Source organism: Pantoea sp. DY-17 (assembly GCF_019795975.1).
GTDB classification, from domain to species: domain Bacteria; phylum Pseudomonadota; class Gammaproteobacteria; order Enterobacterales; family Enterobacteriaceae; genus Pantoea; species Pantoea leporis.
In genome coordinates this window covers 459,175-483,253 of the sequence record NZ_JAIMIG010000002.1, presented here as the reverse complement: position 1 = coordinate 483,253, position 24,079 = coordinate 459,175, and the positions used below count along the sequence as shown (strand labels likewise).

Annotated in this window: 19 protein-coding genes; 7 read left to right on the top strand and 12 right to left on the bottom strand. The window is 51.7% G+C overall.

Features of this window, described 5'->3' with window-relative positions:
* The first annotated feature begins 759 nt into the window (after window positions 1–759).
* Together K5Y33_RS12565 and K5Y33_RS12560 are read left to right on the top strand one after the other, a co-directional pair.
* A complete protein-coding gene (locus tag K5Y33_RS12565) occupies window positions 760–1,044 on the top strand; it encodes a hypothetical protein (protein ID WP_101761238.1) in 285 nt (94 codons plus the stop codon).
* A 64-nt stretch (window positions 1,045–1,108) separates the two neighbouring features.
* Window positions 1,109–1,360, top strand: a complete 252-nt coding sequence (locus K5Y33_RS12560) for a biofilm development regulator YmgB/AriR family protein (protein WP_101761239.1) — start codon at window positions 1,109–1,111, stop codon at window positions 1,358–1,360.
* A gap of 113 nt (window positions 1,361–1,473) precedes the next feature.
* Here K5Y33_RS12560 and K5Y33_RS12555 read toward each other — a convergent pair whose 3' ends face one another.
* The 5 genes from K5Y33_RS12555 to K5Y33_RS12535 form a co-directional block, all read right to left on the bottom strand.
* Window positions 1,474–1,758, bottom strand: a complete 285-nt coding sequence (locus K5Y33_RS12555) for a biofilm development regulator YmgB/AriR family protein (protein WP_101761240.1) — start codon at window positions 1,756–1,758, stop codon at window positions 1,474–1,476.
* A 249-nt stretch (window positions 1,759–2,007) separates the two neighbouring features.
* Complete coding sequence (ycgZ, locus tag K5Y33_RS12550) at window positions 2,008–2,250, bottom strand: regulatory protein YcgZ (protein WP_101761241.1); 243 nt, start codon at window positions 2,248–2,250, stop codon at window positions 2,008–2,010.
* A gap of 340 nt (window positions 2,251–2,590) precedes the next feature.
* Window positions 2,591–2,860, bottom strand: a complete 270-nt coding sequence (locus tag K5Y33_RS12545; protein ID WP_222234129.1) for a hypothetical protein — start codon at window positions 2,858–2,860, stop codon at window positions 2,591–2,593.
* Between the two features lie 427 nt (window positions 2,861–3,287).
* The gene (locus K5Y33_RS12540; protein WP_222234128.1) at window positions 3,288–3,548 is read right to left on the bottom strand and encodes a hypothetical protein; all 261 of its coding nucleotides are present in this window, start codon (window positions 3,546–3,548) and stop codon (window positions 3,288–3,290) included.
* A gap of 636 nt (window positions 3,549–4,184) precedes the next feature.
* Window positions 4,185–4,802 (bottom strand): dTMP kinase, encoded by a 618-nt coding sequence (locus K5Y33_RS12535; protein WP_222234127.1) that lies wholly within the window; start codon window positions 4,800–4,802, stop codon window positions 4,185–4,187.
* Between the two features lie 538 nt (window positions 4,803–5,340).
* Between K5Y33_RS12535 and K5Y33_RS12530 the strand changes: the two genes are divergently transcribed.
* On the top strand, window positions 5,341–5,847 hold the full coding sequence (locus K5Y33_RS12530) for an ATP-binding protein (RefSeq protein WP_217547859.1): 507 nt from the start codon (window positions 5,341–5,343) through the stop codon (window positions 5,845–5,847).
* 257 nt (window positions 5,848–6,104) lie between these two features.
* On the opposite strand, the gene K5Y33_RS12525 is transcribed toward K5Y33_RS12530, so the two are convergent.
* Together K5Y33_RS12525 and cspA are read right to left on the bottom strand one after the other, a co-directional pair.
* Window positions 6,105–6,434 carry an NIPSNAP family protein gene (locus tag K5Y33_RS12525; RefSeq protein ID WP_101761246.1) on the bottom strand — a complete coding sequence of 110 codons (330 nt, stop codon included), beginning with the start codon at window positions 6,432–6,434 and terminating at the stop codon, window positions 6,105–6,107.
* 511 nt (window positions 6,435–6,945) lie between these two features.
* Window positions 6,946–7,158 (bottom strand): RNA chaperone/antiterminator CspA, encoded by a 213-nt coding sequence (cspA, locus tag K5Y33_RS12520; RefSeq protein WP_007885867.1) that lies wholly within the window; start codon window positions 7,156–7,158, stop codon window positions 6,946–6,948.
* Between the two features lie 450 nt (window positions 7,159–7,608).
* Between cspA and pagP the strand changes: the two genes are divergently transcribed.
* Window positions 7,609–8,166 (top strand): lipid IV(A) palmitoyltransferase PagP, encoded by a 558-nt coding sequence (gene pagP, locus K5Y33_RS12515; protein WP_370634135.1) that lies wholly within the window; start codon window positions 7,609–7,611, stop codon window positions 8,164–8,166.
* Complete coding sequence (locus tag K5Y33_RS12510) at window positions 8,156–9,673, top strand: carboxylesterase (RefSeq protein WP_222234126.1); 1,518 nt, start codon at window positions 8,156–8,158, stop codon at window positions 9,671–9,673. Before pagP ends, K5Y33_RS12510 begins: the two co-directional genes overlap by 11 nt.
* Here the strand turns inward: K5Y33_RS12510 and K5Y33_RS12505 are convergent.
* From K5Y33_RS12505 to K5Y33_RS12495, 3 genes are read right to left on the bottom strand one after another with little or no spacing between them, the layout of a single operon-like run.
* The gene (locus K5Y33_RS12505; protein WP_222234125.1) at window positions 9,660–10,625 is read right to left on the bottom strand and encodes an acyltransferase; all 966 of its coding nucleotides are present in this window, start codon (window positions 10,623–10,625) and stop codon (window positions 9,660–9,662) included. The two genes, K5Y33_RS12510 and K5Y33_RS12505, sit on opposite strands and share 14 nt — an antisense overlap.
* Window positions 10,622–13,684, bottom strand: coding sequence for an efflux RND transporter permease subunit (locus tag K5Y33_RS12500; RefSeq protein ID WP_222234124.1), 3,063 nt, complete (start codon window positions 13,682–13,684; stop codon window positions 10,622–10,624). The genes K5Y33_RS12505 and K5Y33_RS12500 overlap by 4 nt, the downstream gene beginning before the upstream one ends.
* Complete coding sequence (locus tag K5Y33_RS12495) at window positions 13,684–14,679, bottom strand: efflux RND transporter periplasmic adaptor subunit (RefSeq protein WP_255610331.1); 996 nt, start codon at window positions 14,677–14,679, stop codon at window positions 13,684–13,686. The genes K5Y33_RS12500 and K5Y33_RS12495 overlap by 1 nt, the downstream gene beginning before the upstream one ends.
* 851 nt (window positions 14,680–15,530) lie before the next feature.
* On the opposite strand from K5Y33_RS12495, the gene K5Y33_RS12490 reads away from it, so the two are divergent.
* A complete protein-coding gene (locus K5Y33_RS12490; RefSeq protein ID WP_110867122.1) occupies window positions 15,531–18,218 on the top strand; it encodes a cation-transporting P-type ATPase in 2,688 nt (895 codons plus the stop codon).
* Between the two features lie 125 nt (window positions 18,219–18,343).
* A complete protein-coding gene (locus K5Y33_RS12485) occupies window positions 18,344–19,384 on the top strand; it encodes an AI-2E family transporter (protein ID WP_222234122.1) in 1,041 nt (346 codons plus the stop codon).
* Between the two features lie 336 nt (window positions 19,385–19,720).
* Here K5Y33_RS12485 and K5Y33_RS12480 read toward each other — a convergent pair whose 3' ends face one another.
* Window positions 19,721–22,765 (bottom strand): efflux RND transporter permease subunit, encoded by a 3,045-nt coding sequence (locus K5Y33_RS12480; RefSeq protein ID WP_222234121.1) that lies wholly within the window; start codon window positions 22,763–22,765, stop codon window positions 19,721–19,723.
* Window positions 22,765–23,853 (bottom strand): efflux RND transporter periplasmic adaptor subunit, encoded by a 1,089-nt coding sequence (locus K5Y33_RS12475; RefSeq protein WP_222234120.1) that lies wholly within the window; start codon window positions 23,851–23,853, stop codon window positions 22,765–22,767. Before K5Y33_RS12475 ends, K5Y33_RS12480 begins: the two co-directional genes overlap by 1 nt.
* Window positions 23,854–24,079: the final 226 nt, after the last annotated feature.

The following is a 24,079-nucleotide window of genomic DNA, read 5'->3' as shown; positions in this document are numbered from 1 at the left end:
GTGCGTGCTGTGTGTAACCTTCGTACCAAGTATGAAGCGATAAAAGAGTAGTAGCAGTATTTAACGCCTGCAACTCAGGTCCACAAATAAAAATGAAAAGGCTCGGGCACGAGGCCTTTATCACTTCAATCATCACAGTAATGGTCTGGTAGACAGTCCTGAAATCACTGCCTGGCTTCGTTTATCCTCGTCAGTAAAACCCGAGCGTTACTTATCAACGTGGTCTTTTAAAAATGAGAAATCGATTAATAAATGGCATTTATTTGGAATGGCCAAATAAAAATTATCAATATTCTTGATGATTGAGTCCATAAATAACCGAAGCGGTTTCATTTTGATAAAGATGCAATTTAAATGACTGTAATAGGAGCTAAAATAAAAAAATATAACCCGTGCATTTTTTTTAATCTCCTATAAATTGACCCAGCGGTACTCTCCGCACGTAACGAATGATGCTTTGCATCGCCTCTGAAAGCGTTAGAGATTTCCACTTTCAGAGGTCATTTTTTCCTGCCATAAAAGTCCAATCCTTTTTACTTGCCCTATCTCATATTAAATATTCATCAATTCACGCCAATAAAGCTGTACAACATTGCGATCATTGTATAAGTTTACTGCATGACGATCTGATTAAATTATGAATACGTGAGGTTTCCTTGCAACAGAACCTGGGAAAATGCCATTCAGTAAATGATATTGCAGCGTTTTTCAGCCGCATCTCTCTCTCTTCTCAACACTAAATGTTGAACAGAGAGTGATATGAAAAATCACCATGAACAAAAGTTGAGTGATCTTCTCATCGGCGAGGCGGTAATAGCATTGCTGCGCGAAAAAGCCGGCATCTCGCGACGTGCGCTCCTCTCGAAACTTGAATGGATGCTGAAAGCCGAAAAGGATGAAGAACGCGCGCGCGCAATACTTCTCGCTATGCAGGATGTTAAGAAAGAAATTGCCGAGAGTGAATCCCCTAAAGTTGAAGACCGGGAGCACATGGCAAATTTTGATATAGACAAATTCGGTAATGACGACTCAACCCGACATTAACGCCGGCTAAGGGCTTAAGTGCGTGGAAGAGAGACAAAAATGCGCAACTCAGTAAGGATATTTTATGCAGCAGAATACTATCGAGTCAGACCTGCAGAGTTATTTACACAGCACCGGTGACCAGTATGCACAGGAAAAAGAAGTCATTGGTATCATCGTAAAGTCATTGATCGCAGAGAGAGGAAGAGTGACGAACAAGGCCATCATCATGAGTCTGATAGCGGAGCTGGAGAGTGCGACAGATATTGAGCAACTCGATGTGCTGCGCAACTGCCTTGAAATCGTTGTAGGCCGTACGCCTAATGATGATGATTAATAAAACAAACTATTCTATTTGCCTATCAGCGGGGAGAGTTGTGTCAATTCCCCGCTTTTCTGACCGCTACATCCATATTAAAAATACTGATCCTCATGTCCCTGAGACTTTACTCACCAGTAAAAAAATGCCCAACGTTCTTCTTCACCCGGAGTAAAGCCCACCACCATCTTCAACGCGTTGAGTAACGCGTCAAGTTGCAACGGGTCCGTGGTATTTTCAATTTCCGAGATGAAGTACAAAATAATGGCGCTATTGGAGACACTCTTACCCTGACTCTCAAGCGTCTGGATGGCGGAGTCAATCAGTGTCTTCTCCGCAGAAAGGTTGTCACCTGCGTTTTGGAGATAGTCAGTAATGTCTATTTCGCGGGACGTTTGCTGTGCGCTTTGTTGCATTTTCTCTCCTTGTGATCAGATATTTCTGCGGCAACGTTTGAAAGATGTTTACGCTATTGCGTTGGGTGTTGGCTAAACAAACCCATGCTTTCTGGGCTATTTACCCAGTTAAAAGTCATTCAAAACTAAATTTAGCGCATATTTCTGTTATGGCACGCCTTTCATGGATAAAAATCCATTAATGAGCGGTTTAAAGCCTGAATCCCTTCGACGGGATCGTGACTGGCTTATCTCGCCAACAGATAAAACTTAGCGATCAAACAGCATGCCGATTAATGTCTGATAATGGCGTTCTTCTTCTTGAGTGGCTGCGACTTCGAGACGTCTTAACAGTTTAGTGCAGATAGCCTTACGATTAAGGTTCTTGCCTGCCCGAAGGATTTCGACAACAATTTGACCTAGCGTTTCTTGCTGAGTTGGCGCGCTTGCTTTGCTAAAATAATGTGCAATATCGCTGGCTGTATCGGGAAATTTAGAAACACTCTGACGCATGCGAACCTCGTAAAAGTTGGGATAGTCGATTCTGTCTGAACATAAAGTTAGACAATCTTTTAAAACTTGTACAGGATTAATTTATCTGTACAGATTTTCTTTTCAAGCAAAAGATGCTTATCCTTTTTATTCAGGTAGTTATGTTTGGTTGTGAGATCAGCTGTCGGGTTCTGGTTGTTGAAGATAAGGGTAAATTTGTACAAAGAGAGAGGAGGCGATTAACTGGAGGAGGGGGTATTGAAAGGTTCAGGGAATGAAGTCTGTTTAACTCACTTACTTATCGACATAATGCGGAGCGCCCTGAGGCGCATCCTTAACCTGAATCAACGTTAGTCACCCATTAACGATCATTGTTGATAGCGCGTAAATGTCTGGATGCTGAAAGCCAACGTAGCTCTTCGCGGTTTCGTGGGGAGGTTTCGACAAAGGCTTTTAGCCAGCGTCTGGCGTCGGCTATCTGAGCAAGTCTATTGTCGCTGGCATTGCCTTCGGCCATGGTGCCCAACTCAATGATGAGGGAGTGAATGTTGATTTCCTTCTGACTCACAGCAAGATTAATCACTGCCTCGCCAATAATGATATGGCCTTGTTCTTCGTCATGAAATAACACTGCGTTTCCTCCAATATTTTCGATTACCGTAGGAATAGTGTAGTAACAAACTTCCTTAAGGTCTTTAAGATTGTTTAGAGATTACGGTTTATCAAATTTTGCATGTTAACGTTGCTGCTCAACTTGCTGATAATTATCTTAAATTATGCCAGATGTAAACGCATTGCTTGATGATAAAGAAAAGTCTCAAATTTCGAGGGAAAATAATGAAATCGTTTTCAAGACAAAACTTGCCTCAATTAATGAAGATTTTGATACGTAATTTGGGAATGGGAAATGAATATTGCCAAATGACCGGTGGGGATTAATTGAGGAAAGGGGAGAGTGTCGTCCCTGACATTTTCTCCAGCCGGTACACGTTAAACGCGACCGTTGAGGTCATCTTCGTCGTCGTCTTCCGGCCAGAGCCGGACTACGTCCTTAGGCGTCAGTTCGTTTCGTCGTTCAAGCCTGCAAGCGTTTGCAGGTATGGCACGTTATGGACAGCGCGATCGGGCTCTTCGAAACTCTTCAGCCATTTTGTGGCTTCAGAAATATCAGACAACCTTGCCTTGCTGCCGCCTGCATTTGCCATATGTTCCAGTTCGTCAATCAGTGATTGTACGCTGACAACTCTCTGTCTCAAGGCAATACTCAGTGCCGCTTCGCCAATAATGACGTAGCCTTTCCCGTCGTGTTGAAAAGACATTAACCATCCTCCATTTTCACGTTTATGACAACCTCGACTTAAACTGTAGGCGCTATGACGGATTTAGCTAAAGGTTAATTCCTAAAAGTCATGAAATCTTAGATTTATATATTTTCTAAGTGACTATTCACTGCCGTTATTAGGTGCTAATGCAGGGTGATATTATGTGCAATTTTGCATGAAAGAGGTTTAATGTTAAAGGCGTTAAGCGCTTCTCAATGATGGATATTAACTCGGTGAAATAATGGGAAGGCACTACAAAAAGGGGTGATATATTTAATTCTAAAGTAATCCGTGAACAGCTGTATAAATATGAAAGCGCAAGGATGCAATAAAACCCTTTGCAGGTAACGATATTGGTTTCGTTACATTTACGGATAGCCAGCTTATTACGCGGAAGTTGGCGGACACCAGCTGCATATTATGCACCGCGCTGTTATATCTGGAGCCCCACCCAGTCATAGCGTATCCACAAGACGTGCGTCTGTAGAACTTTCAGGGATTACACCGATGTACAGTTGGCCCGAGTAGCAACTGATAACCATAGACGGATGTGTTCAGTGTGCAGTCAGAGTGATGTGTTTCCACTAATAGGTTTAACCGAATGCGGCAGAAAAAGGGTCTCAGAACTGATGCCTAAAGGGCATTCAGCAGTTTGTAGATCTCATTTACAACCTGCATGGCTGCGTGTTCGATCATCCCTTCATTACGACATAAAACCCAGCCGTGTTCTGCAACGGCTCGCTCGAACGACTGAGTACAAGCGACATGATCTTCCAGCTTATGCATCACCGTACTACTTAACCCGCGCGTTCTGGCCGCAGCCCTTGCCCATGAAATTTCAGGCGCAGTAACAACCCCGACATGCAGGTCCGGCTCTTGCACGTTTCGATCAATGTTTAACTGTAAAATCTCAGCAAATGGAACCATCCGGCGAAACGCGGCATCCGACGGGTACCAGCGATCCATCAAAATGATGCTGTTCGGTGGCTGTTTAGTCAGCACATGTTGGGAAATCCATGCACGGCTATCAGCAAAGCGCGCACAAACTTCCCGCTCTAAAACCATGGAGGGATTTCTGGCCAGCCTGTTCACCAGAGCCATGGTTTCTCTCCTGAAGGGATCGCTTTTTTTCTCGCAAAGCCGGATTACCTTAATGTTATCTGACCTGAGTACTTTCGTAATGGCTTCCAGTAGCGTGGTTTTACCGACGCCTTTGGGTCCATCCAGAGAAACAAACAGCGGACGGCTCATAGTCGAAATGACGGGTGATGTAGCGTTTGTGTGAAATTCAAATCGGGCAAAAGCATCCTATTTCCTTCTTATTAACCGGTGTCCACTTTCTACGTCCGTTGAAGCTGTCTGGCGCGTCAGCGTGAACTAAATGAAAGGCTCTCATAACAGACACTGATGGACATTGTGGCAATGGCTTTAAGTTACGAGTCTCATTTTCTGATGGTAAATTCATTTTTAGGTCAATGCCCATATGTTGCGATCTACACGATGGAGTTTAGGGGATCCGATTAGCAAAAGGAAAACTTCTCTCAGTACGCTTGTTATTTAAGCAGAGAGGCGTTAATGGGCGGCTTTGGGCGAGCAGCGGACGTTTAAAAGTAAAAAGTTAAAAAAAAGCTGATTTTTATGTTGTCGCCTGTTAGCCTGGAAAAATGCAGCAACCGGCTCAGTACAATCTCACCCACTCATTATCATCACTTCCAATTTTTAGGTGGGATTACGTTCGCCATTTCCCGCCAGTAAAGTGGGCCTTAACGAACAAACCATTGAGGTAAATATGGACTTCGACACAGTGGCAACTTCAGCAAAACCAACCCTGCATCTTTTATGCGGAAAAATTGCATCAGGCAAATCCACATTATCTGCAAAATTAGTTACTTTACCTGGCTCCGTAATTGTTAGTGAGGACAACTGGCTGGCTGCGATCTATGAAAATGAAATGCAATCATTGGCGGATTATATTCATTGTTCTTCAAAGCTCAGAAGGGCTATGAAGCCCCACCTGGTGGCACTACTCAAAGCGGGTTTATCCGTTGTTCTGGACTTTCCGGCAAACACACGGACACAGCGTGAATGGATGATGAGTATTATTAAGGAGTCAGGTGCTGATAATCGTCTGCATTATTTGAACGTATCTGATGAAGTCTGCAGAGCCCGGTTACACGCCCGTAACGCAGAAGGTACGCACGACTTTGCAGCTACAGATCAACAGTTCAATACCATTACGAGTTATTTCTCAGAACCTACAGTTGACGAAGGGTTTGAAATTATCGAATACCTCTAAATGCATCATCCGCACTTAAGCCACCATTGAGTAGCTTTATTGTGTTCCCAAAATTGATGGCACTGATGATGCCTTGATACAGACAGCCTCCGCTTCTGGCCAAAGTGGACAGCGTTTAACGCTGTCCGGCATGAGTGATGCGAGGTATCTCATAACTAATATCTGGTGATATCTTATAGTTTCCACGCTTCATCATCCAAAGCGACAAGGTAATTTATATCAACAATGCATGTAATGTCCCTTTTATCACCTTGTTTCTAATTACTTCTAAGCCCATCAATTGCCATAGTCGGAAGTATCAATACCGATTTTACGCTGGTTTGAATTCGTTCGATGATTGCTTCTCGAGGGCCATTTATCCATTCATCACTCATATAAAATTTTTCCTGAGACGCTTTCATATGTTCAACATCATCAAATGCCCGAATCAGAAAGTAAGAATCCTCATCATGAATCGAGTTGCCAAATGCAATGATGTCGATACCCGCTCCACGATGGAGAGGAGCACTTATTTCAACCATGATTGTATGGAATTCTCGTCCAGTGCCTGGCTTCAGAATGTACTGCAATAACTCGACTGCTCTCATTAATTTCATTCCCTTGGTTTACGTTAGATACCTGGATTAGCGGTAACTTCCTAGCTATGCACATAATCAAATTGTACTAAATATAACCATCAAAGTTACGCTTAAAAAGATTTTCGTAAACAAGCAATTCTAACATCGTTGTTTTTACAGCTCTTCGCTTGTGGATAAGGCAAAAAACCTACCTCATTTTTTTTCGATTCAAAACCGTAATCTTCTATGCAGAGTTGGGCTTGAGCTGTGCGCCAGATACTGGCTAATGCCACATTCGATCCAAGTAAAGTCGCATAACCACCGACGTACATTACCTGCATTGCAGCTTTAACGACTGGAAGGCGCTGCCACTACGTAAATTCCGCTGGCGAGCATTTTATTCACTACGCAAACCTTAGTCACACCAATTTCAGGCAATAAAAAACCCGCACGAGGCGGGTTTTTTTATTATCAGCGGTGCTTATCTGCTCAGACTATTGTCTTCATCGCTATTGTAAGCGCTGCTGATAATGAGCGCGGCTTACAGCGGAGTAACGTTGCCCGCTGCTGGGCCTTTGGCGCCATTTTCAATGGTGAAGGAAACTTGCTGACCTTCATCAAGAGTTTTGTAGTTGTCGCTCTGGATAGCAGAGAAATGGACGAAAACATCCTTGCTGCCATCGTTAGGAGTGATAAAGCCAAAACCTTTATCAGAGTTAAACCATTTTACTAAACCAGTCATTTTGTTAGACATAGATAATTCCTTAATTGATGAGCCACTTGTAGCGGCGAAAATTGGCCTGAAGTGAAAGATTTACTTATTGGGCACTTAGGAGGAGGCTCTCGAAGAAGGATATCTAGGGATAACACTTGAACTGAGGACTGCTTTACTAAAACTGCTTTCATAAGGTCTGTGTTCCAAACCGATGACGCATTAAGACATAGCGATAATAATTTAGCAACGAATATGTTTATTTATTTTAACCATTTAAAGACCTGGACGGCTGAACGGCCGGTTACGCTTCATCTTTGGCTGCGCTTTGCCGCGCCGATTATCACAAGGTGGTTTGTTATCTGCGTGGTGATGCTACTTATAGCAATAACAAGCAACTATAATCTCACCGGTTAAGTGGCTTGATCTGCTTTGTGAGCACATCAGCTTTTCCACTCCTTTTCGCGGCGGTGAATTTCAGAGGCATACATGATGCGTACTCTTCAGGCGGCCTGGTTGCTTACTCTGGCCCTGTTTGTCTGTCCCGCCTCGGCGGCCAACACGATCAGCGATGGCTGGGAATGGCTCAAGCAGGACGTTTCACAAACCTGGCAGGAACCGCAGTATTACGATCTCTATCTGCCTTTCATCAGCTGGCATGCTCGTTTTGCTTACGATAAAGATAAAACCGATAACTACAATGAAACGCCATGGGGCGGCGGGTTGGGCGTCTCGCGCATCAATGAAGACGGTAACTGGAGCGCGCTCTACGCGATGGCGTTTAAAGATTCCCATAACGAATGGCAGCCGATTATTGGTTATGGCTGGGAGAAAGGCTGGTATCTGGATCAATCGCGCGATTTTCGTCTCGGTCTCGGGCTAACTGCCGGTATCACCGCGCGCGATGACTTCGCCAATTACGTGCCGCTGCCTATCGTGCTGCCGCTGTTCTCCGCTGGTTATAAACGTTTCAACGTGCAGTTCACCTATATTCCCGGCACTTACAATAACGGTAACGTGCTGTTTGCCTGGGTTCGCTATGCCTTCTGATTCCGTCAACGCGTTGCATAAAGATCGCCTCAGCAAAGTGCTCAAGCGCATTGCGTTGGGCTTGCTGGTTTTGCTGGTGATGTTCCTGGTGATCCGTGGTTATCAATCCGAACAGGGACCGCCGCTGCATCGCTGGCATACGTGGTCGGCGGATGAGATGTCGGTGGATGAGATTGATCGCGCCAGCTTCGCGGATTATCTGACGCGTGAAGCAGCGATTTTCCACGACATGAAGCTCAACGTGACCGACCAGCTCAGTGACGATGAGAAAACGGCGCTCAACCGCTTTAACGCGCAAAGCCCGGTTTATCCGGCGCGATTCGACACCGACTGGAATCGCTCTTATATCCTCGAGCCGGAAGGAAAAGCGAAAGGTGCGGTGGTGCTGCTGCATGGATTAACCGATTCGCCGTACAGCATGCGCTATCTGGCGCAGGCGTATCAGCAGAAGGGTTTTGTGGCGGTAGTGCCGCGGCTGCCGGGACACGGCACGGCGCCCGGTTCGCTCACCAAAGTTGACTGGCAAATGTGGATGGCGGCTACCCGCTTAGCGGTGCGCGAAGCGACACGCCTGGCGGGTAGCAACGTACCTTTGCATCTGGTTGGATACTCGAACGGCGGCGCGCTGGCGGTGAAATACAGCCTCGATACGTTGCAAAATAACGCGCTGCGCAAGCCGCAACAGCTGGTATTGCTGTCGCCGATGATTGGCGTCACCGCCTATGCGCGATTTGCCGGCTTAGCCGGCTGGCCCGCTATCATTCCCGGCTTCGCCAAAGCGGCGTGGCTGAGCATCATTCCGGAATACAATCCCTTCAAGTACAACTCGTTCCCGGTGCGCGCGGCGCGGCAATCGTGGTTGCTGACGCAGGCGATGCAGGATCAGCTGCTGCATGTGATTCGCGGCGGCAGCATGCCGGCGTTTCCGCCGGTGCTGACCTTCCAGTCAGTGCTGGATTCCACCGTCAGCACCCGCGCGGTGGTCAATGCGTTCTATCGCTATCTGCCGGATAACGGCAGTGAACTGGTGATGTTCGACGTCAACCAGGCGGCGAACTTGCGCGCGCTGTTCAGGCCCGCGCTCTACTCAGCGGTCAATAATTTGTTGCCGCCTGCGCCGCGCCGCTATGCCTCAACGGTCATCACCAACGCGTCACCGACCACCTATCAAACCGTGGCGCGCATTACAGCGGCGGATCAAACGAAAGAAATCGTGCGTTCGATGCATGAAGCGTGGCCGCAGGATACCTATTCGTTATCGCACATTGCCGTGCCGTTCCCACTCAGCGACTCGCTGTATGGCCGCGAGCCAACCGAAAAGAATCGTTATGGCATTAGCTTTGGCACCATCTCGCTGCGCGGTGAAACCGCCAGCCTGATCGTTGGGCTGGATACGCTGATGCGCAACACTTCCAATCCGTTTTTCGATTACATGATGTTGCAAATCAAGGGGCGCATTGACTGCAGCAGTCAGAGCAATCTGCCGGCCTGCATCAAAGCGTTATGACTTTTTTCAGCCAGCCGCTGGCGAGGATCACTCTGGAGAGCAACACCGAAGCGGCAAAGGTCACGGCAATCAGCGTCAGCTTAGTCGCCAGCGAGGTGATGGGAATCAGCGCGGTGAGCAGATGGAAAACCGAGTAGTGAAGAATATAGACGCCGGTCATGGTTTTGCTGATGGTCGCCAGAATGGTCTCTTTAACCGCCACATTGCGGCGAAAGCGCACCTGACTGGCGGCGATCACCAGCACCACCACCAGCAGATAGATCTGCGAGCCAGTGAGAATAAAGGCGTTGCGATCGGCTTTGAATAGCGCAAAGAAAAAGTGCTGCTCATAAAACCAGGTAAACAGGTAGATAAAGGGCAGGGCGATTACCGCGCCGCGCGCCACTTTTTTGCGCTCCATCCAGTCATTAATCAGCGGATCGCACAGCAGCTGGCCGGTTAAGTAAAACAGCAGCCAGGTCCAGAGCCGATACTGCGGTTCAAGCCGGAACAGCGGGTCGTCCGGATGCAGCACCGCCAGCAAATCGTAGCCATATGAGAACGCCAGCAACGCAAACACCAGCGCAACGAACGCGCGTCGATGCTGGCTAAGCCAGATCATCAGCGGGTGAAAACTGTAGATGATAATGAATGAGAAGATGAACCACGGCTGGATCAGGTAGCCGCGCTGATAGGGTTCCCACAGGTAATAGACCGTCATCCAGAACAGAAATACGATCACCAGATTGCGAATCTTGCCTCTCTGCCAGTTAACATCCTGCTCGGAACGGGCATCCATAATCCCGGCGACGACAAAAAACAGCGGCGTCGCGATGGTGGAGATAAAGGTCAGAAACGCCAGAATCCAGTGATAATCGTAATCGTAGCGATCCCAGGTGTTGTACACGGTGAAAAATGTCACCGCCGTCATACATCCCAGCGTTTTAATCACGTTTAGGCCGGTCACATTCATGATGCGCTAGCCACCGTTTGGCGATGGAAGCAGGCGTAAATCACCGGCAGCACCAGCAGCGTCAGCACCGTGGCAAAGCCCAAACCAAACATGATCACCACCGCCATGCTCTGGAAGAACACATCGCGCAATAGCGGCGCCAGCCCGAGCACGGTGGTAAAGGCGGTCAGCAGAATAGGGCGCAGACGCGAGGTGGCGGCGTAGATGATCGCGTCAGCCTGCGGCTTTACTAGTTTCTGCTGTTCAATCTCTTCGACCAGCACGATGCCATTTCGAATCAACATACCGCTCAGACTCAGCAGGCCGATTAACGCCATAAAGCCAAACGGAATCCCGGTGATCAAAAAGCCCGGCGTCACGCCAATCAGCGCCAGTGGCACCGTCAGCCAGATAACGACGGCGTTTTTCAGCGAGCTAAACATCAGCACGGTGATCACAAACATCACCAGATAACCCAGCGGCAGCGAGGTAAACACGCCTTGCTGCGCTTCACTGGAACTCTCCGCATCGCCGCCCCACTCAATGCTGTAGCCGTGCGGCAGCGAGATTTGCTCAATCAGCGGCTTCACGCGCGCCACAATATCGCCGGACGTATCGTTGCTGAGCGGATTCGGGTCGGCCTGCACGGTGAGTACGCGGCTGCGATCGCGGCGCAGAATCAGCGGATCTTCCCATTGCAGCGTAAAACCGCTCACCACGTTGCTGAGCGGGATGTAATGCTGCTGGCTCTGGCTCCACACCAGCACGTTATTGAGATGATTGGCGTCCTGCCGCTCGCTGGCCGGTGGCCGCACGATAACCGGCAGCAGGTCAGCGCCTTCCCGATACAGCCCAACGCGGCTACCGGTGAAATTCATCTCCAGCGCGTTATCCACCTCCTGCTTATCGACGCCCAGCTCGCGGCCCAGCGCCAGATTGAACTGCGGGCGAATAACTTTGCTGCGGTTTTGCCAGTCGTTGCGCACGCTGTCGGTGGCGGGATCGGCGGTGAGGATGTCGCCGACCTGGCTGGCGATCAGGCGCATTCTGTCGGGATCGGGACCTTTGATACGCACCTCGATCGCGCTACCGCCCGAAGGACCAAACATCACCCGTTTGGTGCTGGCATTGACCTGCGGATACTGACGCACGATGTAAGCATCAATACGGTGTGACAGCGCCCCGATATTACGCTGATCGTCCATGCGCACCATGATTTGCGCATAGTTGCTGTACTGACGCTGCCCGTTGTAAGTGAGGATAAAGCGCATACTGCCCTGGCCAATGGTGGTGACGGTAGAAACTACGCCTTGCTGCCCGGTAATCGATTTTTCAACGTCGCTGGCCATCTGCTCGGTGGCGTTGATATCGGTGCCGTACGGCAGCCAGAGATCGACAAAGAAGATCGGCGTATTGGCTGAAGGGAAGAAGTTTTGTCGCACCGATCCAAAGCCCCAAATCGCCAGCGCCAGCAGCACCGCCATCAGCGAAAGCGTGAGGGTTTTTTGCCTGAGCAACACCAGCAACATGCGCTGATAAAAGCGATAAAAACCGCCGTCATAAGGTGAAACTTCAGCCGCAGCTTTAGTAGGTTCCTGTGTTTTAAACAGCCACCATTTGATCAGCACCGGCGTGATGGTAAGCGCCGAGAACCAGCTCAGCAGCAGGGAAATCAGCAATACCTGAAACAGCGATTTGCAGTACTCGCCGGTGGAATCCTGCGAAAGACCAATCGGCGCAAACGCCAGAATGGCGATTATCGTCGCGCCCAGCAGCGGGAAGGCGGTGCGGCGAATCACAAAGTTGATGGTGGTCATCAGCGGCGAGTTTTGCTGACGCGCGATTAACACACCTTCGACAATCACAATCGCATTATCCACCAGCATGCTCAGCGCAATAATCAGCGCGCCCAGCGAAATGCGCTGCAACTCAATGCCGCACAGATACATGATCAGCAGCGTGCCCAGCACATTGAGCGCCAGCGACGACGCGATGATAATGCCGCTGCGCACACCCATAAAGATCAGCAGCACGCCGACGACAATCGCCAGCGCCATCAGGAAGTTGGTAATAAAGCCATTCACCGAGTGCGCCACTTCGGCGGCCTGATCGTAAAACACGTTGATCTGAATGCCCGCCGGTTTTTCTGCCGACATCTGCTGCAGTTTGGCCTCCAGCGCGCGCCCGACATCAATGACATTCACGCCGGGAACAAACGAAATTCCCATAGTGACCGCCGGACGTCCGCTGGCGTGGTAAATGCTGGAGGGCGATTCACTCAGCCCGCGCGACAGCGAGGCGATATCGCGCAATCGGGTGGTGGCGTGATCGCCAGGCGGGCTGACCAGCAAGTCGCCCAACTCCTCGATGTTCTGAAACTCGCCGGTTGGATGCAGACGGATCGATTCCGTGCCGGCTTTGATGTCGCCCGCATTGGAGACCACGTTGAGTCGACTTAGCACGCTGGCGAGCTGCGGCAGCGTAATGCCGCGCGCGGCCATCATCGTTAAGGAGACATCGATATTAATCTGCTGCGGGATCACGCCGCCCAGCGCCACCTTGCCCACGCCCGGCACCAGCACCAGTTCACGCCGTAGCTGCTCCGCGTATTGCACCAGTTCCGGGTTGCTGAAGTTGTCGCCAGAAATGGCGAAGAAGAAACCAAACACATCGCCAAAATCATCGTTAACGAACGGCGCTGCTACGCCGGGAGGAAAGAAACGCGCCGCGTCGCCGACTCTGCGCCGCAGTTCATCCCAGATTTGCGGCAACGCGTTAGAGTGGTAACGCGAGTCAATGTTGACGGTAATCTGCGACAGGCCGTTGGAAGAGATGGAGCTGACATTGTCCAGATAGGGCAACTGCTGCAGCGCATTTTCCAGTGGTAAGGTGACTTCCTCTTCTACCTGCTGCGCGGACGCGCCGGGATAATGGGTGACAACCACCGCGGTCTTAATGGTAAAGGCTGGATCCTCGAGACGGCCAATATTGAGCAGAGCAAAAATGCCGCCGACGCTCAATAACAGAATCGCCAGCCAGACGCGGACCGGATTATCGATAAACTGCCGGGAGATATCCATTACAGCCCCCGCTCACGCGTCCAGATGCGTACCGATTGCTGAGCATGCAACTCGTTGACGCCAGCAGCGACCACGCGTTCACCGGCATGCAGCCCGGTGGTGATCACCACGCCACGATCGGTTACTTCGCCCACGCTGACTTTGCGATCCTCTAACGTCAACTGATCGCCGCTGCCTTGCACCACCCAGACATGCGGCTCGTTGCGCTGGCTGTTATCGGGATTAAACACCGCTTCCACCGGCACCACTAACGATTCGCGATTCACGTTGGCGGGTAGATTGGCGAGGTTAATCGTCACCGTGCCACTGACGCCGCCCACCGCCGGGAAATCGGCCGGGCGCGGCATAGTTAAAATGATCTGCCACGTCAGCGAGTTGCTGTTACTGCTGCCGGTGTGCTCTTTGTACTCGGCCTGGAATTCGCGATCCGGCAATGAGTTGATGCGCACCACCGGGCGATAGGTCAGGTTGCGCATATCCAGCGCGGTAAACAGGTTTTCCGGTACGCTGAAAACCACGTCGAGCAGATCGTTGCGGGTCAAGGTGGCGATGGTTTGTCCGGCGGCGACCACCTGATGATTGCGCACGTTAACCACGGCGGCCACGCCGCTGAACGGCGCGGTTAGCGTCATCTGGCTTAACTCCTCACGGGCAATTTGCAGCGCGGCATTGGCCGCATCGCGGTTGGCGCGCTGCACGTCCATGTCTGCCTGCGAAATCGCCTGGCGGCCGGAGAGCGTCTGGAAGCGGGCAAATTGCCGCTGGGCAAGCGTGGCGGCGGTCTGGCGCTCATTAACGCGCTGCTGCGCTTCCCGCGCCGTAAGCCTGGCGATGAGCTGGCCCTGCTCGATGCGGTTGCCCTGGCGAATATCCAGCGATTCAATCTGTCCTGCACGTTTGAACGACAAATCGGTGGAGTCGCCGGATTCAATGCGCGCCGGGAAAATACGTTGTTGAGATTCGCCGGACGCCACAACTTCAACGACTTTCACCATGCGTGGCGGTGGCGTGACTTCCTGTGTTTTTTGATCGCAACCCGTTGTTAAAAATATAACAATGGCAGTCAGCGTAATATAACGAGTCACTGTTTTATCCTCAGCAACAACGAATCCATTGTTGGCAATAATGTGAGTGGATAATTTAATTACCAAGCATAGAGACAACCGCGTAGGTGAATAGTCCTACGGCGGAGCAGGTAACGATCGCAATGACAACATAAAGACTCAGACGGAGCAGGCTATAACCATACATCGTTGCCTCCATTAACCATGACCACAGAAAAACTGCGCCATCGTCTTGAAAGGTGAGAAGTATTAACAGGATGTTTTTGTTATCGATGAGCATAGACGCAGATGTCAAAAAAAGTAAAGCCTGATAGCTTGTAATATTTTTGATGAAATTAACCAGATTTAAATCTAATAAAACTGATTTTCATGGATATTTAATCCGCAATATCGATATAAAATATCAGATTAAAGCAACCTGAATGTTGGCTTTAAATTACCCAGCCTTATGAATTATCACACTATATTTTTATTATTATCCGCGATCGGATAAGTCTGGTGAGATAAATGGTTTCCGCCTCGCGACTTTTATTGAGAAATGAATGCGTTGAATATCCCTGTGCTACGTTTATAGCGTTCATTTTACAAAAAACTTTCAATTTCGTATAGAAAATAGGGCTGCTCCATTGCCGCTGAGCAGCCATTAACTACATATTTTTCAATCTGAAACGGACCGCTTCTTCCACCGGATAAGTCAGGTCTGATCTTTTCGTTCAATGGCGACTTGTTAAATACGGGATATCACCGCCTTGATTTCCGAAACAGGATTTGAGGAGAAAGCGATGAATACTGCGAAACCGGAAAGTACCTATTATCAACTTTCTGTCGATGAAACGCTGGCCAGTACGCAAAGTTCCACCGAGGGAATCAGTAGTGCTGAAGCGGCGGCGCGCCTAACACAGTACGGGGAAAATGCCCTGCCACAGAAACCCGGCAAGCCGGTTTGGCTGCGTTTTCTCGCTCACTTCAACGATGTGCTGATCTACGTTTTGCTTGCCGCTGCGCTGCTAACTGCCGTCATGGGACACTGGGTTGATACGCTGGTGATTCTCGGCGTGGCGGTGGTGAATGCCCTGATTGGCCACATTCAGGAGAGCAATGCGGAAAAATCCCTGCAAAGTATCCGCAATATGCTCTCCAGCGAAACGGTGGTGATCCGTGCGGGTAATCACGAGACGCTGCCCACCACCGCGTTGGTGCCAGGTGATGTGGTGGTGATCCGCGCCGGCGACCGCATCCCGGCGGATCTGCGCGTTATTGAGGCGCATAACCTGCGTGTCGAAGAAGCGATTCTGACGGGCGAATCCACCGTGGTCGAGAAGGGCACTGACGCGCTCATCGGCGAGCTGCCGCTGGGCGATCGTACCAATCTGCTGTTCTCCGGCACCACCGTCAGTTCGGGCGGCGGCAAAGGGCTGGTGGTCGCTACCGGTGGCGCCACGGAACTTGGGCACATCAACCAGATGATGTCCGATATCGAAAAGCACCGCACGCCGCTGCTGGTGCAGATGGATAAACTTGGTAAAGCCATTTTCCTGATCATCCTGGCGATGATGGCCGCGCTGTTTGTCTTTAGTTTGCTGTTCCGCGATATGCCGGTTTCAGAGCTGATGCTGTCTCTGATTAGCCTTGCGGTGGCATCGGTTCCCGAAGGATTACCTGCGATTATCTCGATCATTCTGTCGCTTGGCGTACAAACCATGGCGAAGCAGCAGGCGATCATCCGCAAGCTGCCTACCGTGGAAACGCTGGGCGCGATGACAGTGATCTGCTCAGATAAAACCGGCACGCTGACCATGAATGAAATGACGGTGAAAGCGATTATCACCGCCGATCAGATTTACCGCGTTGATGGCGTGAGCTATGAACCGGTGGGCGCCATCCATAAAGCCGATGACGCTGTGCCGGTGAAAGTGGCGCAAGGCTCGATCCTCGAGCGCTATCTGCGCACCATCGATCTGTGTAACGACAGCCAGCTGATTAAAGACGAAAACGGACTGTGGAAAATCACCGGCGGCCCGACGGAAGGCGCACTTAAAGTGCTAGCCGCCAAAGGACATCTGCCTTCAGTCACCACCGAACTGCGCAATAAAATCCCCTTTGATTCGCAATACAAATACATGTCGACGCACTATCTGATTGGCGATGAAGAGTGCGTGCTGCTGACCGGCGCGCCAGACGTACTGTTCAGACATTGTCAGCAGCAGCAAACAGAAGCCGGATTACAGCCGATCGATCTGCCGTGGTGGGAAGCCAAAATTGAAGAGTATGCGCGCGAAGGATTACGCATGGTGGCGGCGGCCTGGAAACCGGCCACACCAGGACAAACTGAGCTGACGCATCAGGATTTGCATCAGGGCATGATTTTGCTCGGCATCGCCGGGATGATGGATCCACCGCGACCGGAAGCCATCACCGCGATTGGCGACTGCCTGCAAGCCGGCATTCGCGTCAAAATGATCACCGGCGACCATCCGCAAACTGCGATGAGTATCGGGCAGATGCTGGGAATCGGTAACGCCAGCACCGCCATCACCGGACGCGAGCTGGAAGTGATGGATGACCAGCAATTGAGTGAGGCGGCGCAGGCGTACGACATCTTTGCCCGTACCAGCCCGGAAGATAAATTCCGTCTGGTGCAGGCGCTGCAAAGCAAAAAAGAGGTGGTCGGGATGACCGGCGATGGCGTTAACGATGCGCCCGCGCTGAAGCAGGCGGATGTCGGTATCGCCATGGGGATTAAAGGCACCGAAGTAACTAAAGAAGCTGCCGATATGGTGCTGACGGACGATAACTTCGCCACCATCGCCAGCGCGGTGCGGGAAGGGCGCCGTGTCTATGACAACCTGAAAAAGACCATTTTGTTCATCATGCCGACCAACCTCGCGCAAGGCTTGCTGATCATCATTGCCTTGCTGGCCGGTAACCTCATTCCGCTGACCCCGGTGCTGATTCTGTGGATGAACATGGCGACTTCCGCCACGCTCTCCTTCGGCCTGGCGTTTGAAGCGGGTGAGCAAAATATCATGCGTCGTCCGCCGCGCGATCCCAAACTGCATGTGATGGATGGTTTCGCCATCTGGCGCGTGATTTTTGTCGGTTCGATGATCGCCATAAGCGCCTTCGTTCTGGAAGCCTGGCTGCAACCGCGCGGCTATTCACCGGAATTTATTCGTACCGTGTTATTACAAACGCTGGTAACGGCGCAGTGGTTTTATATGCTGAACTGTCGTGTTTCCGACGGCTTCTCATTGAGCAAAGGTTTGCTGATGAATAAAGGCATCTGGATCGTCAGCGGCGTGCTGTTAGTTCTGCAATTGCTGATTATCTACGCGCCCTTTATGCAGCTGCTGTTTGGTACCACCGCGCTACCGTTACGTTACTGGATTATTACCTTGATCATTGGCTTCGTGATGTTTTTAATTGTCGAAATCGAAAAGCCATTAACGCGGAGATTCAGAATCAATTAATAGCGCGTGACATTCAGGCCGGTTCTCTTACGGCCTGAATGTTTTTCGTCACTTGACCTCAAACAAGGCCCAGCGCACAGGTTTTTCTCTATAATACATTTTGTATAGGATGAAGGATCTTAATAATGGGACTGAACGAGTTTCCTTTATGGTCAAGGCTTTTGCGCGTACTGATAATTCTCGCCACGTTGACCATAATTCTCACCGGTATCTATCTGGCATCGGCATTAATTAATCAGGTGATGCTGTCATTGTTTCTGGCGATTATGCTCGATCCGTTAATCAGTCGGCTCGAAAGAAAACGCGTGCCGCGTCTGCTGTCATCGCTGCTGGTGATTGTGCTGCTGTTATTGGTGATTGTGTTCACCATCATCAAACTCACCGTATTAACCCCCGATTTAATCCAGCTGAGCCGTCAGGCACCGCAGCTACTGGCCGAACGCTTCGAGCCGGTGACGCAGACATTTAGTCATTTGGGCCTGGTTTTAACGCCCAACGACATGCTGGCGTTTGTTGATGCGGGTGCGGTGGTGCGCTTTGTCACGGGTTTTCTCACGCAAATACCCAGCATTCTTTCCTGGTGGCTGATGGTATTTCTGATGCTGTTTTTCATGCTGTATGAAATGAGAAATTTAAAAATCCTGCTACGTAAACAGGCCGAAGGGAAATATCAGCGCTATTACGTGGCGCTTGAAGAGGGCGTGCAAAGCGTTATCGTTTATGCTCAGGTTAAAACCCTGACCAGTATTGTCGGCGGCATTATTGTCTGGGCGGGCGCACATCTTCTTGGCCTGAAGTTCGCCTTTTTCTGGGGTGTGTTGATGTTTGTCTTCAACTATATTCCGGTGCTGGGTTCATTTATGGCGGCCATCCCGCCAGTGCTGCAAAGTTATATGCTGTACGATATCCAAACCGCATTGGTGGTCGCACTGTTCTTCGTGGCGTTGAATTTAATTCTGAGTTCAGTCATTGAGCCGTTGTTATTGGGCAAACGATTGAATATGGCACTTACCACACAACTGCTGGCGTTTCTTATCTGGCAATCCTTGTTGGGCATCATCGGTGCGATTCTGGCAATTCCGCTGACGTTTATGTTGAAAAAGATATTACTGGCGAGCGCTGGGAATAAAAAGCAGGGAGAGCATTTAACAAACCTGTCGCCATAAATGGCGATTCGCTTATTATTTTCTCAATGGTGAGTGCGCAGGCCGGCCGGGGCTTCAGTGCGTGTGGTTGAAAACGGCTACATTGTGAGAGGCGCTGGCGCGTCTGCTGCGGCGAAAGGGCTATCCGCAGCGCTGAGGCTTTTACGTTGGGCCAGGAGCCTCACGCATGGATGCGTGAGGCAGTTCGGGGCCGGCCAGGACGGCCGATCCCCGAACGGTCCGTCGGCACAACGTGGAAGCCGAAGGCACCGCGCTAGCGGCGCGAGGACGGCCCGTGACGCAGCAGATGCGTCAGAGCCCACACGGATAATACGGACTCAAGGCAAAATTTCACGCTCAAGACTTTCTACCCCGATAAAAGGTTTGATACAGCACCGGCAACACCAGCAGCGTTAGCACCGTGGCGAATCCCAAACCGAAAATGATCACCACCGCCATGCTCTGGAAAAACACATCGCGCAGCAGCGGTAGCAGGCCGAGCACGGTGGTGAAGGCGGTGAGCAGAATCGGGCGCAGGCGCGACGTTGCGGCATCGAGAATCGCTTGCTGTAACGGCTGATGCCGCGCCAGCCGGTGCGTTTCCTCAACCAGCACGATACCGTTACGAATTAACATGCCTGACAAACTCAGCAAACCAATCAACGCCATAAAGCCAAACGGAATGCCGGTGAGCAGGAAGCCGCAGGTGACGCCAATCAGCGCCAGCGGCACGGTAATCCAGATCGCCAGCGCATCGCGCAGCGAGTTAAACATCAGCACGTTAATCACAAACATCGCGAGGAAACCTAACGGCAGCGAGCCAAGCAGGCCGCTTTGGGCATCGCGCGAACTCTCCAACTCGCCACCCCATTCCAGATGATAGCCGGCGGGCAACTTCAGCTGATCGATGGCCGGCTGCACGCGCGCCACAATCTCTGCGGCGGTGCGGCCGCTGGCGGGATCGGGATCGGTTTGCACCGTCAAGACGCGCATGCGGTCGCGGCGCATTATCAGCGGATCTTCCCATTCCAATTGGAAATCGCTCACCAGATTGGCCAGCGGCACATAACGCTGCTGCGCCTGACTCCACACCTGAATATTGCCAAGATGGTCGATATTCTGCCGCTCCAGCTCGGAAGTCTGCAGCATGATCGACATCAGCCGCGAGCCTTCGCGCAGCAAACCGACGCTATCACCGGTGAAGTTGATACGCAGCGCGCGGTCGATATCGCGCTTGTCCACGCCCAGCTCCTGACCGCGCAGCGGCGAATACTGCGGACGAATCACTTTACTGCGCGCCTGCCAGTCATGACGCGGCGGAAACGCGCTGCCCTCGGCGAGGAAAATGTCGTCAATCTGGCTGGCAATCTGCCGCAGCGTAATGGGATCGGGGCCGGTAATCCGCAGCGCAATGGCGCTGTCGCTGGCACTGCCGAAATTGATGCGTTTGATGCGCTCCGTCACCTGTGGGAAGTGCTCGCCGATGTGCTGCTCGGTGTGCTGCGTCAGCATTTCCAGCTGCCTGGCATCCTGCACGCGCACCATGATCTGCGCATAATTGCTGTACTGACGCGTTGCATCGTAGGTCAGCGTAAAGCGCATCGCGCCCTGACCAATAGTGGTCACGGTACTGCTGACGCCCGGCTGCTGGTTGATCCAGCCTTCAACCTCGCGCGCGGTTTGTGCGGTGTAATGGATGTCGGTGCCATACGGCAGCCACAGATCGGTGAAGAAAATCGGCGTATTGGAGGCGGGGAAGAAGTTCTGCTTCACGTAGCCGAAGCCATAGACCGAGACGGCCAGGCACGCGGCCATCAGCACTAAAGTAGTGATGCGGAAGCGCAGCAGCGTGGTGAGTACGCGGCGATACAGGCGAAACACCACGCCCTGATACGGCTGCGTGGTCTCTTTGCTGATCGCCTGGCGACCATCCATCCACTGCACGAACACCGGCGTCAGCGTCAGCGCGGTAATCCAGCTGAGCAGCAGAGAAATCAGCAGCACGTGGAACAGCGATTTACAGTATTCGCCGGTGGAATCCTGCGATAAACCAATTGGCGCGAAGGCGATGATGGCGATCACCGTGGCGCCGAGCAGCGGCAGCGCGCTGCGTTTCACCATCTGCATCATCGCCTGTTGCAACGGCTTGCCGCGCTGGCGATCGACCTTGATGCCTTCCACCACCACGATGGCGTTATCCACCAGCATGCTGAGAGAGATAATCAGCGCACCCAGCGACACGCGCTGTAGCTCAAGCTTAAACAGATACATGATCAGCAGCGTGCCCAGCACATTAAGCGCCAGCGAGGCGGCGATCACCATACCGCTGCGGACGCCCATAAACAGCAGCAGCGTGCCCACCACAATCGCCAGCGCCATCAGAAAGTTATTGATGAAACCATCCACCGACTGCTTCACTTCCTGCGCCTGGTTATAAAACACGTTCAGATCGATGCCGAGCGGTTTGGCCTGCTGATGCTGCTGAATTTTGGCGCTTAACGCATCGCCGACATCAATCACGTTGACGCCAGGCGCAAAGGAGACGCCCATCGCCAGCGCAGCGTTGCCGTTGGCGTGATAGAGATTGCCCGGCCGTTCGGTAACGCCATGGCTGAGCGTGGCGATATCGCGCAGCAACACTTGCTGGCTGCTGCCGGGCGCAGAGATTGGCAGCGCACCGATCTCATCCAGTGAGTGAAACTCGCCGGTCGGATGGAAACGAATCGCTTCATTGCCGAGGCGAATCTGGCCCGCATCGGAGACGGCATTGACGCTGTTGAGCAAAGCGGCCACGCGCTGTGGCGTCACGCCCAGCGCTGCCATCTTCTGGCTGGAGAGCGTGATATTCACCTGCTCCTGCTCAATACCGGCAATCGCCACTTTCGCCACGCCAGGTACCAAATTCAGCTCACGCCGCAATTGATCGGCGTAGGTGCGCAGCTCGCTGTTGGTGAAGTTCTCGCCGGAAAGGGTAAAGAAGTAGCCGTAGACATCGCCAAAGTCGTCATTTACCAGCGGCGCGCTGACGCCGGGTGGAAACTGGCGCGTGGCATCGTCAACGCGGCGACGCAATTCATCCCACACCTGCGGCAAGCCGTCGGCGCGATAGTGGCTGTGAATCGTAACGGTGATCTGCGACAAACCGTTGCTGGAGATCGAACTGACGTTGTCGAGCGACGGCAAGCGCTGCAAGGCGTTCTCCAGCGGCAGCGTCACTTCCTCTTCCACCTGCTGCGCCGACGCGCCGGGATAATGCGTCACAATCACCGCCGATTTAATGGTGAAAAGCGGATCTTCCAGACGGCCAATGTTGAGCAGCGCAAAAATGCCGCCCACGCCCAGCAGCAGGATCACCAGCCAACTGCGAATCGGGTATTTGAGAAACGGTTCCAGCAGGCGCATCACAGACCTCGCTCGCGTGTCCACAGGCGCACCGCCTGACCATCACGCAAATCGCTGACGCCCGCGACCACAATGCGATCGCCCACTCGCAGGCCGGAGAGAATTTCGATGCCCTGCGCATTGAGTTTTCCCACCACCACCGGCTGCTGCTGAACGTTAAGCGCATCACCTTCACCGCTGATCAGCCACACGTAAGGCTGATTCGGCAGGCTGTGATCCGGGTTAAACACCGCGTTGGCCGGCACGCGCAGCAGCGGCGTGCCGTCGGAAGTGGGCAGGTTATGCATCTGCACTTTCACCGTGCCGCTCAGTCCGCTGACCTGCGGTAAATCCGTTGGACGCGGCATCGTCAGCACCACTTGCCAGGTTAGCGTGGCAGCATCAGCTTCTGCGCGATGCTCTTTATATGCCGCGCGAAACGTGCGGCCCGGCATCGCATTCAGGCTGATCTCTGGCTGATAACTCACGTTTTGCACGTCAAGGCTGGTGAACAGGTTTTCCGGCACGCTAAAAATCACATCCAGCACATCGTTGCGGCTGATCACCGCCACCGTTTGTCCCGCGGTGACCACCTGATGATTTTGTGAGGCCACGCTGGTGACGATGCCGTCAAACGGTGCGCGCAAGGTGTGATAATCCAGCTCCTGTTTGGCGATGTTGAGCGCCACGGCGGCGGAGTCGCGATTGGCCTTTTGCACATCCATATCTGCCTGCGAAACCGCACTGCGCGTGGCCAGCGCACTGAAGCGCTGATACTGACGATCCGCCAGCTGGAATCTGTTCTGCTGATCGTTGACGCGCAGCTGCGCATCGGTATCGATCAGTCGGCCAATCACCTCGCCAGCCTTAACATGGCTGCCTTCACGCACCTGCAACTGCGCCAGCCGCCCGGTACGCTTAAACGCTAATTCGGTGTAATCGCCCGCCGAAATACGCGCTGGAAATACCCTGGCTTTCTCTGTGGTATTTTCCGTCAGCGTTAGCGCTTTAATTACGCGAGGTGCGCTGAGTTCATCACCGCTTTTATTGTCACAACCGATCAAAACCAAACAAATTACAAGTGCACCCAGCACTGGCCAATTATTCATGCCCCTGCCTCAATAAGAAAGAAAGGGCGGAAATATGCCATTGCCTGAAAGAGAGAATAATGACCCTCCGCAAAGTAAGGGTCATTAGGTGGAAACAATTATGTGCGTTTAAGGTTGGTTTAATTTAGCGATGTCTGGCGAAATCAATTATGTCACCATGCGCGAAACCACATGATAAGAGAGTAAGCCGATGGCGGTAGCTGATGATACCGCAATGATAATAAAG

Coding starts and splice junctions, on each gene's coding strand:
- K5Y33_RS12565 (WP_101761238.1), top strand. CDS start 760: ATGAAAAATCACCATGAACAAAAGTTGAGTGATCTTCTCATCGGCGAG.
- K5Y33_RS12560 (WP_101761239.1), top strand. CDS start 1,109: ATGCAGCAGAATACTATCGAGTCAGACCTGCAGAGTTATTTACACAGC.
- K5Y33_RS12555 (WP_101761240.1), bottom strand. CDS start 1,758: ATGCAACAAAGCGCACAGCAAACGTCCCGCGAAATAGACATTACTGAC.
- ycgZ (WP_101761241.1), bottom strand. CDS start 2,250: ATGCGTCAGAGTGTTTCTAAATTTCCCGATACAGCCAGCGATATTGCA.
- K5Y33_RS12540 (WP_222234128.1), bottom strand. CDS start 3,548: ATGTCTTTTCAACACGACGGGAAAGGCTACGTCATTATTGGCGAAGCG.
- K5Y33_RS12535 (WP_222234127.1), bottom strand. CDS start 4,802: ATGAGCCGTCCGCTGTTTGTTTCTCTGGATGGACCCAAAGGCGTCGGT.
- K5Y33_RS12530 (WP_217547859.1), top strand. CDS start 5,341: ATGGACTTCGACACAGTGGCAACTTCAGCAAAACCAACCCTGCATCTT.
- K5Y33_RS12525 (WP_101761246.1), bottom strand. CDS start 6,434: ATGAGAGCAGTCGAGTTATTGCAGTACATTCTGAAGCCAGGCACTGGA.
- cspA (WP_007885867.1), bottom strand. CDS start 7,158: ATGTCTAACAAAATGACTGGTTTAGTAAAATGGTTTAACTCTGATAAA.
- pagP (WP_370634135.1), top strand. CDS start 7,609: ATGCGTACTCTTCAGGCGGCCTGGTTGCTTACTCTGGCCCTGTTTGTC.
- K5Y33_RS12510 (WP_222234126.1), top strand. CDS start 8,156: ATGCCTTCTGATTCCGTCAACGCGTTGCATAAAGATCGCCTCAGCAAA.
- K5Y33_RS12505 (WP_222234125.1), bottom strand. CDS start 10,625: ATGAATGTGACCGGCCTAAACGTGATTAAAACGCTGGGATGTATGACG.
- K5Y33_RS12500 (WP_222234124.1), bottom strand. CDS start 13,684: ATGGATATCTCCCGGCAGTTTATCGATAATCCGGTCCGCGTCTGGCTG.
- K5Y33_RS12495 (WP_255610331.1), bottom strand. CDS start 14,679: ATGGTGAAAGTCGTTGAAGTTGTGGCGTCCGGCGAATCTCAACAACGT.
- K5Y33_RS12490 (WP_110867122.1), top strand. CDS start 15,531: ATGAATACTGCGAAACCGGAAAGTACCTATTATCAACTTTCTGTCGAT.
- K5Y33_RS12485 (WP_222234122.1), top strand. CDS start 18,344: ATGGGACTGAACGAGTTTCCTTTATGGTCAAGGCTTTTGCGCGTACTG.
- K5Y33_RS12480 (WP_222234121.1), bottom strand. CDS start 22,765: ATGCGCCTGCTGGAACCGTTTCTCAAATACCCGATTCGCAGTTGGCTG.
- K5Y33_RS12475 (WP_222234120.1), bottom strand. CDS start 23,853: ATGAATAATTGGCCAGTGCTGGGTGCACTTGTAATTTGTTTGGTTTTG.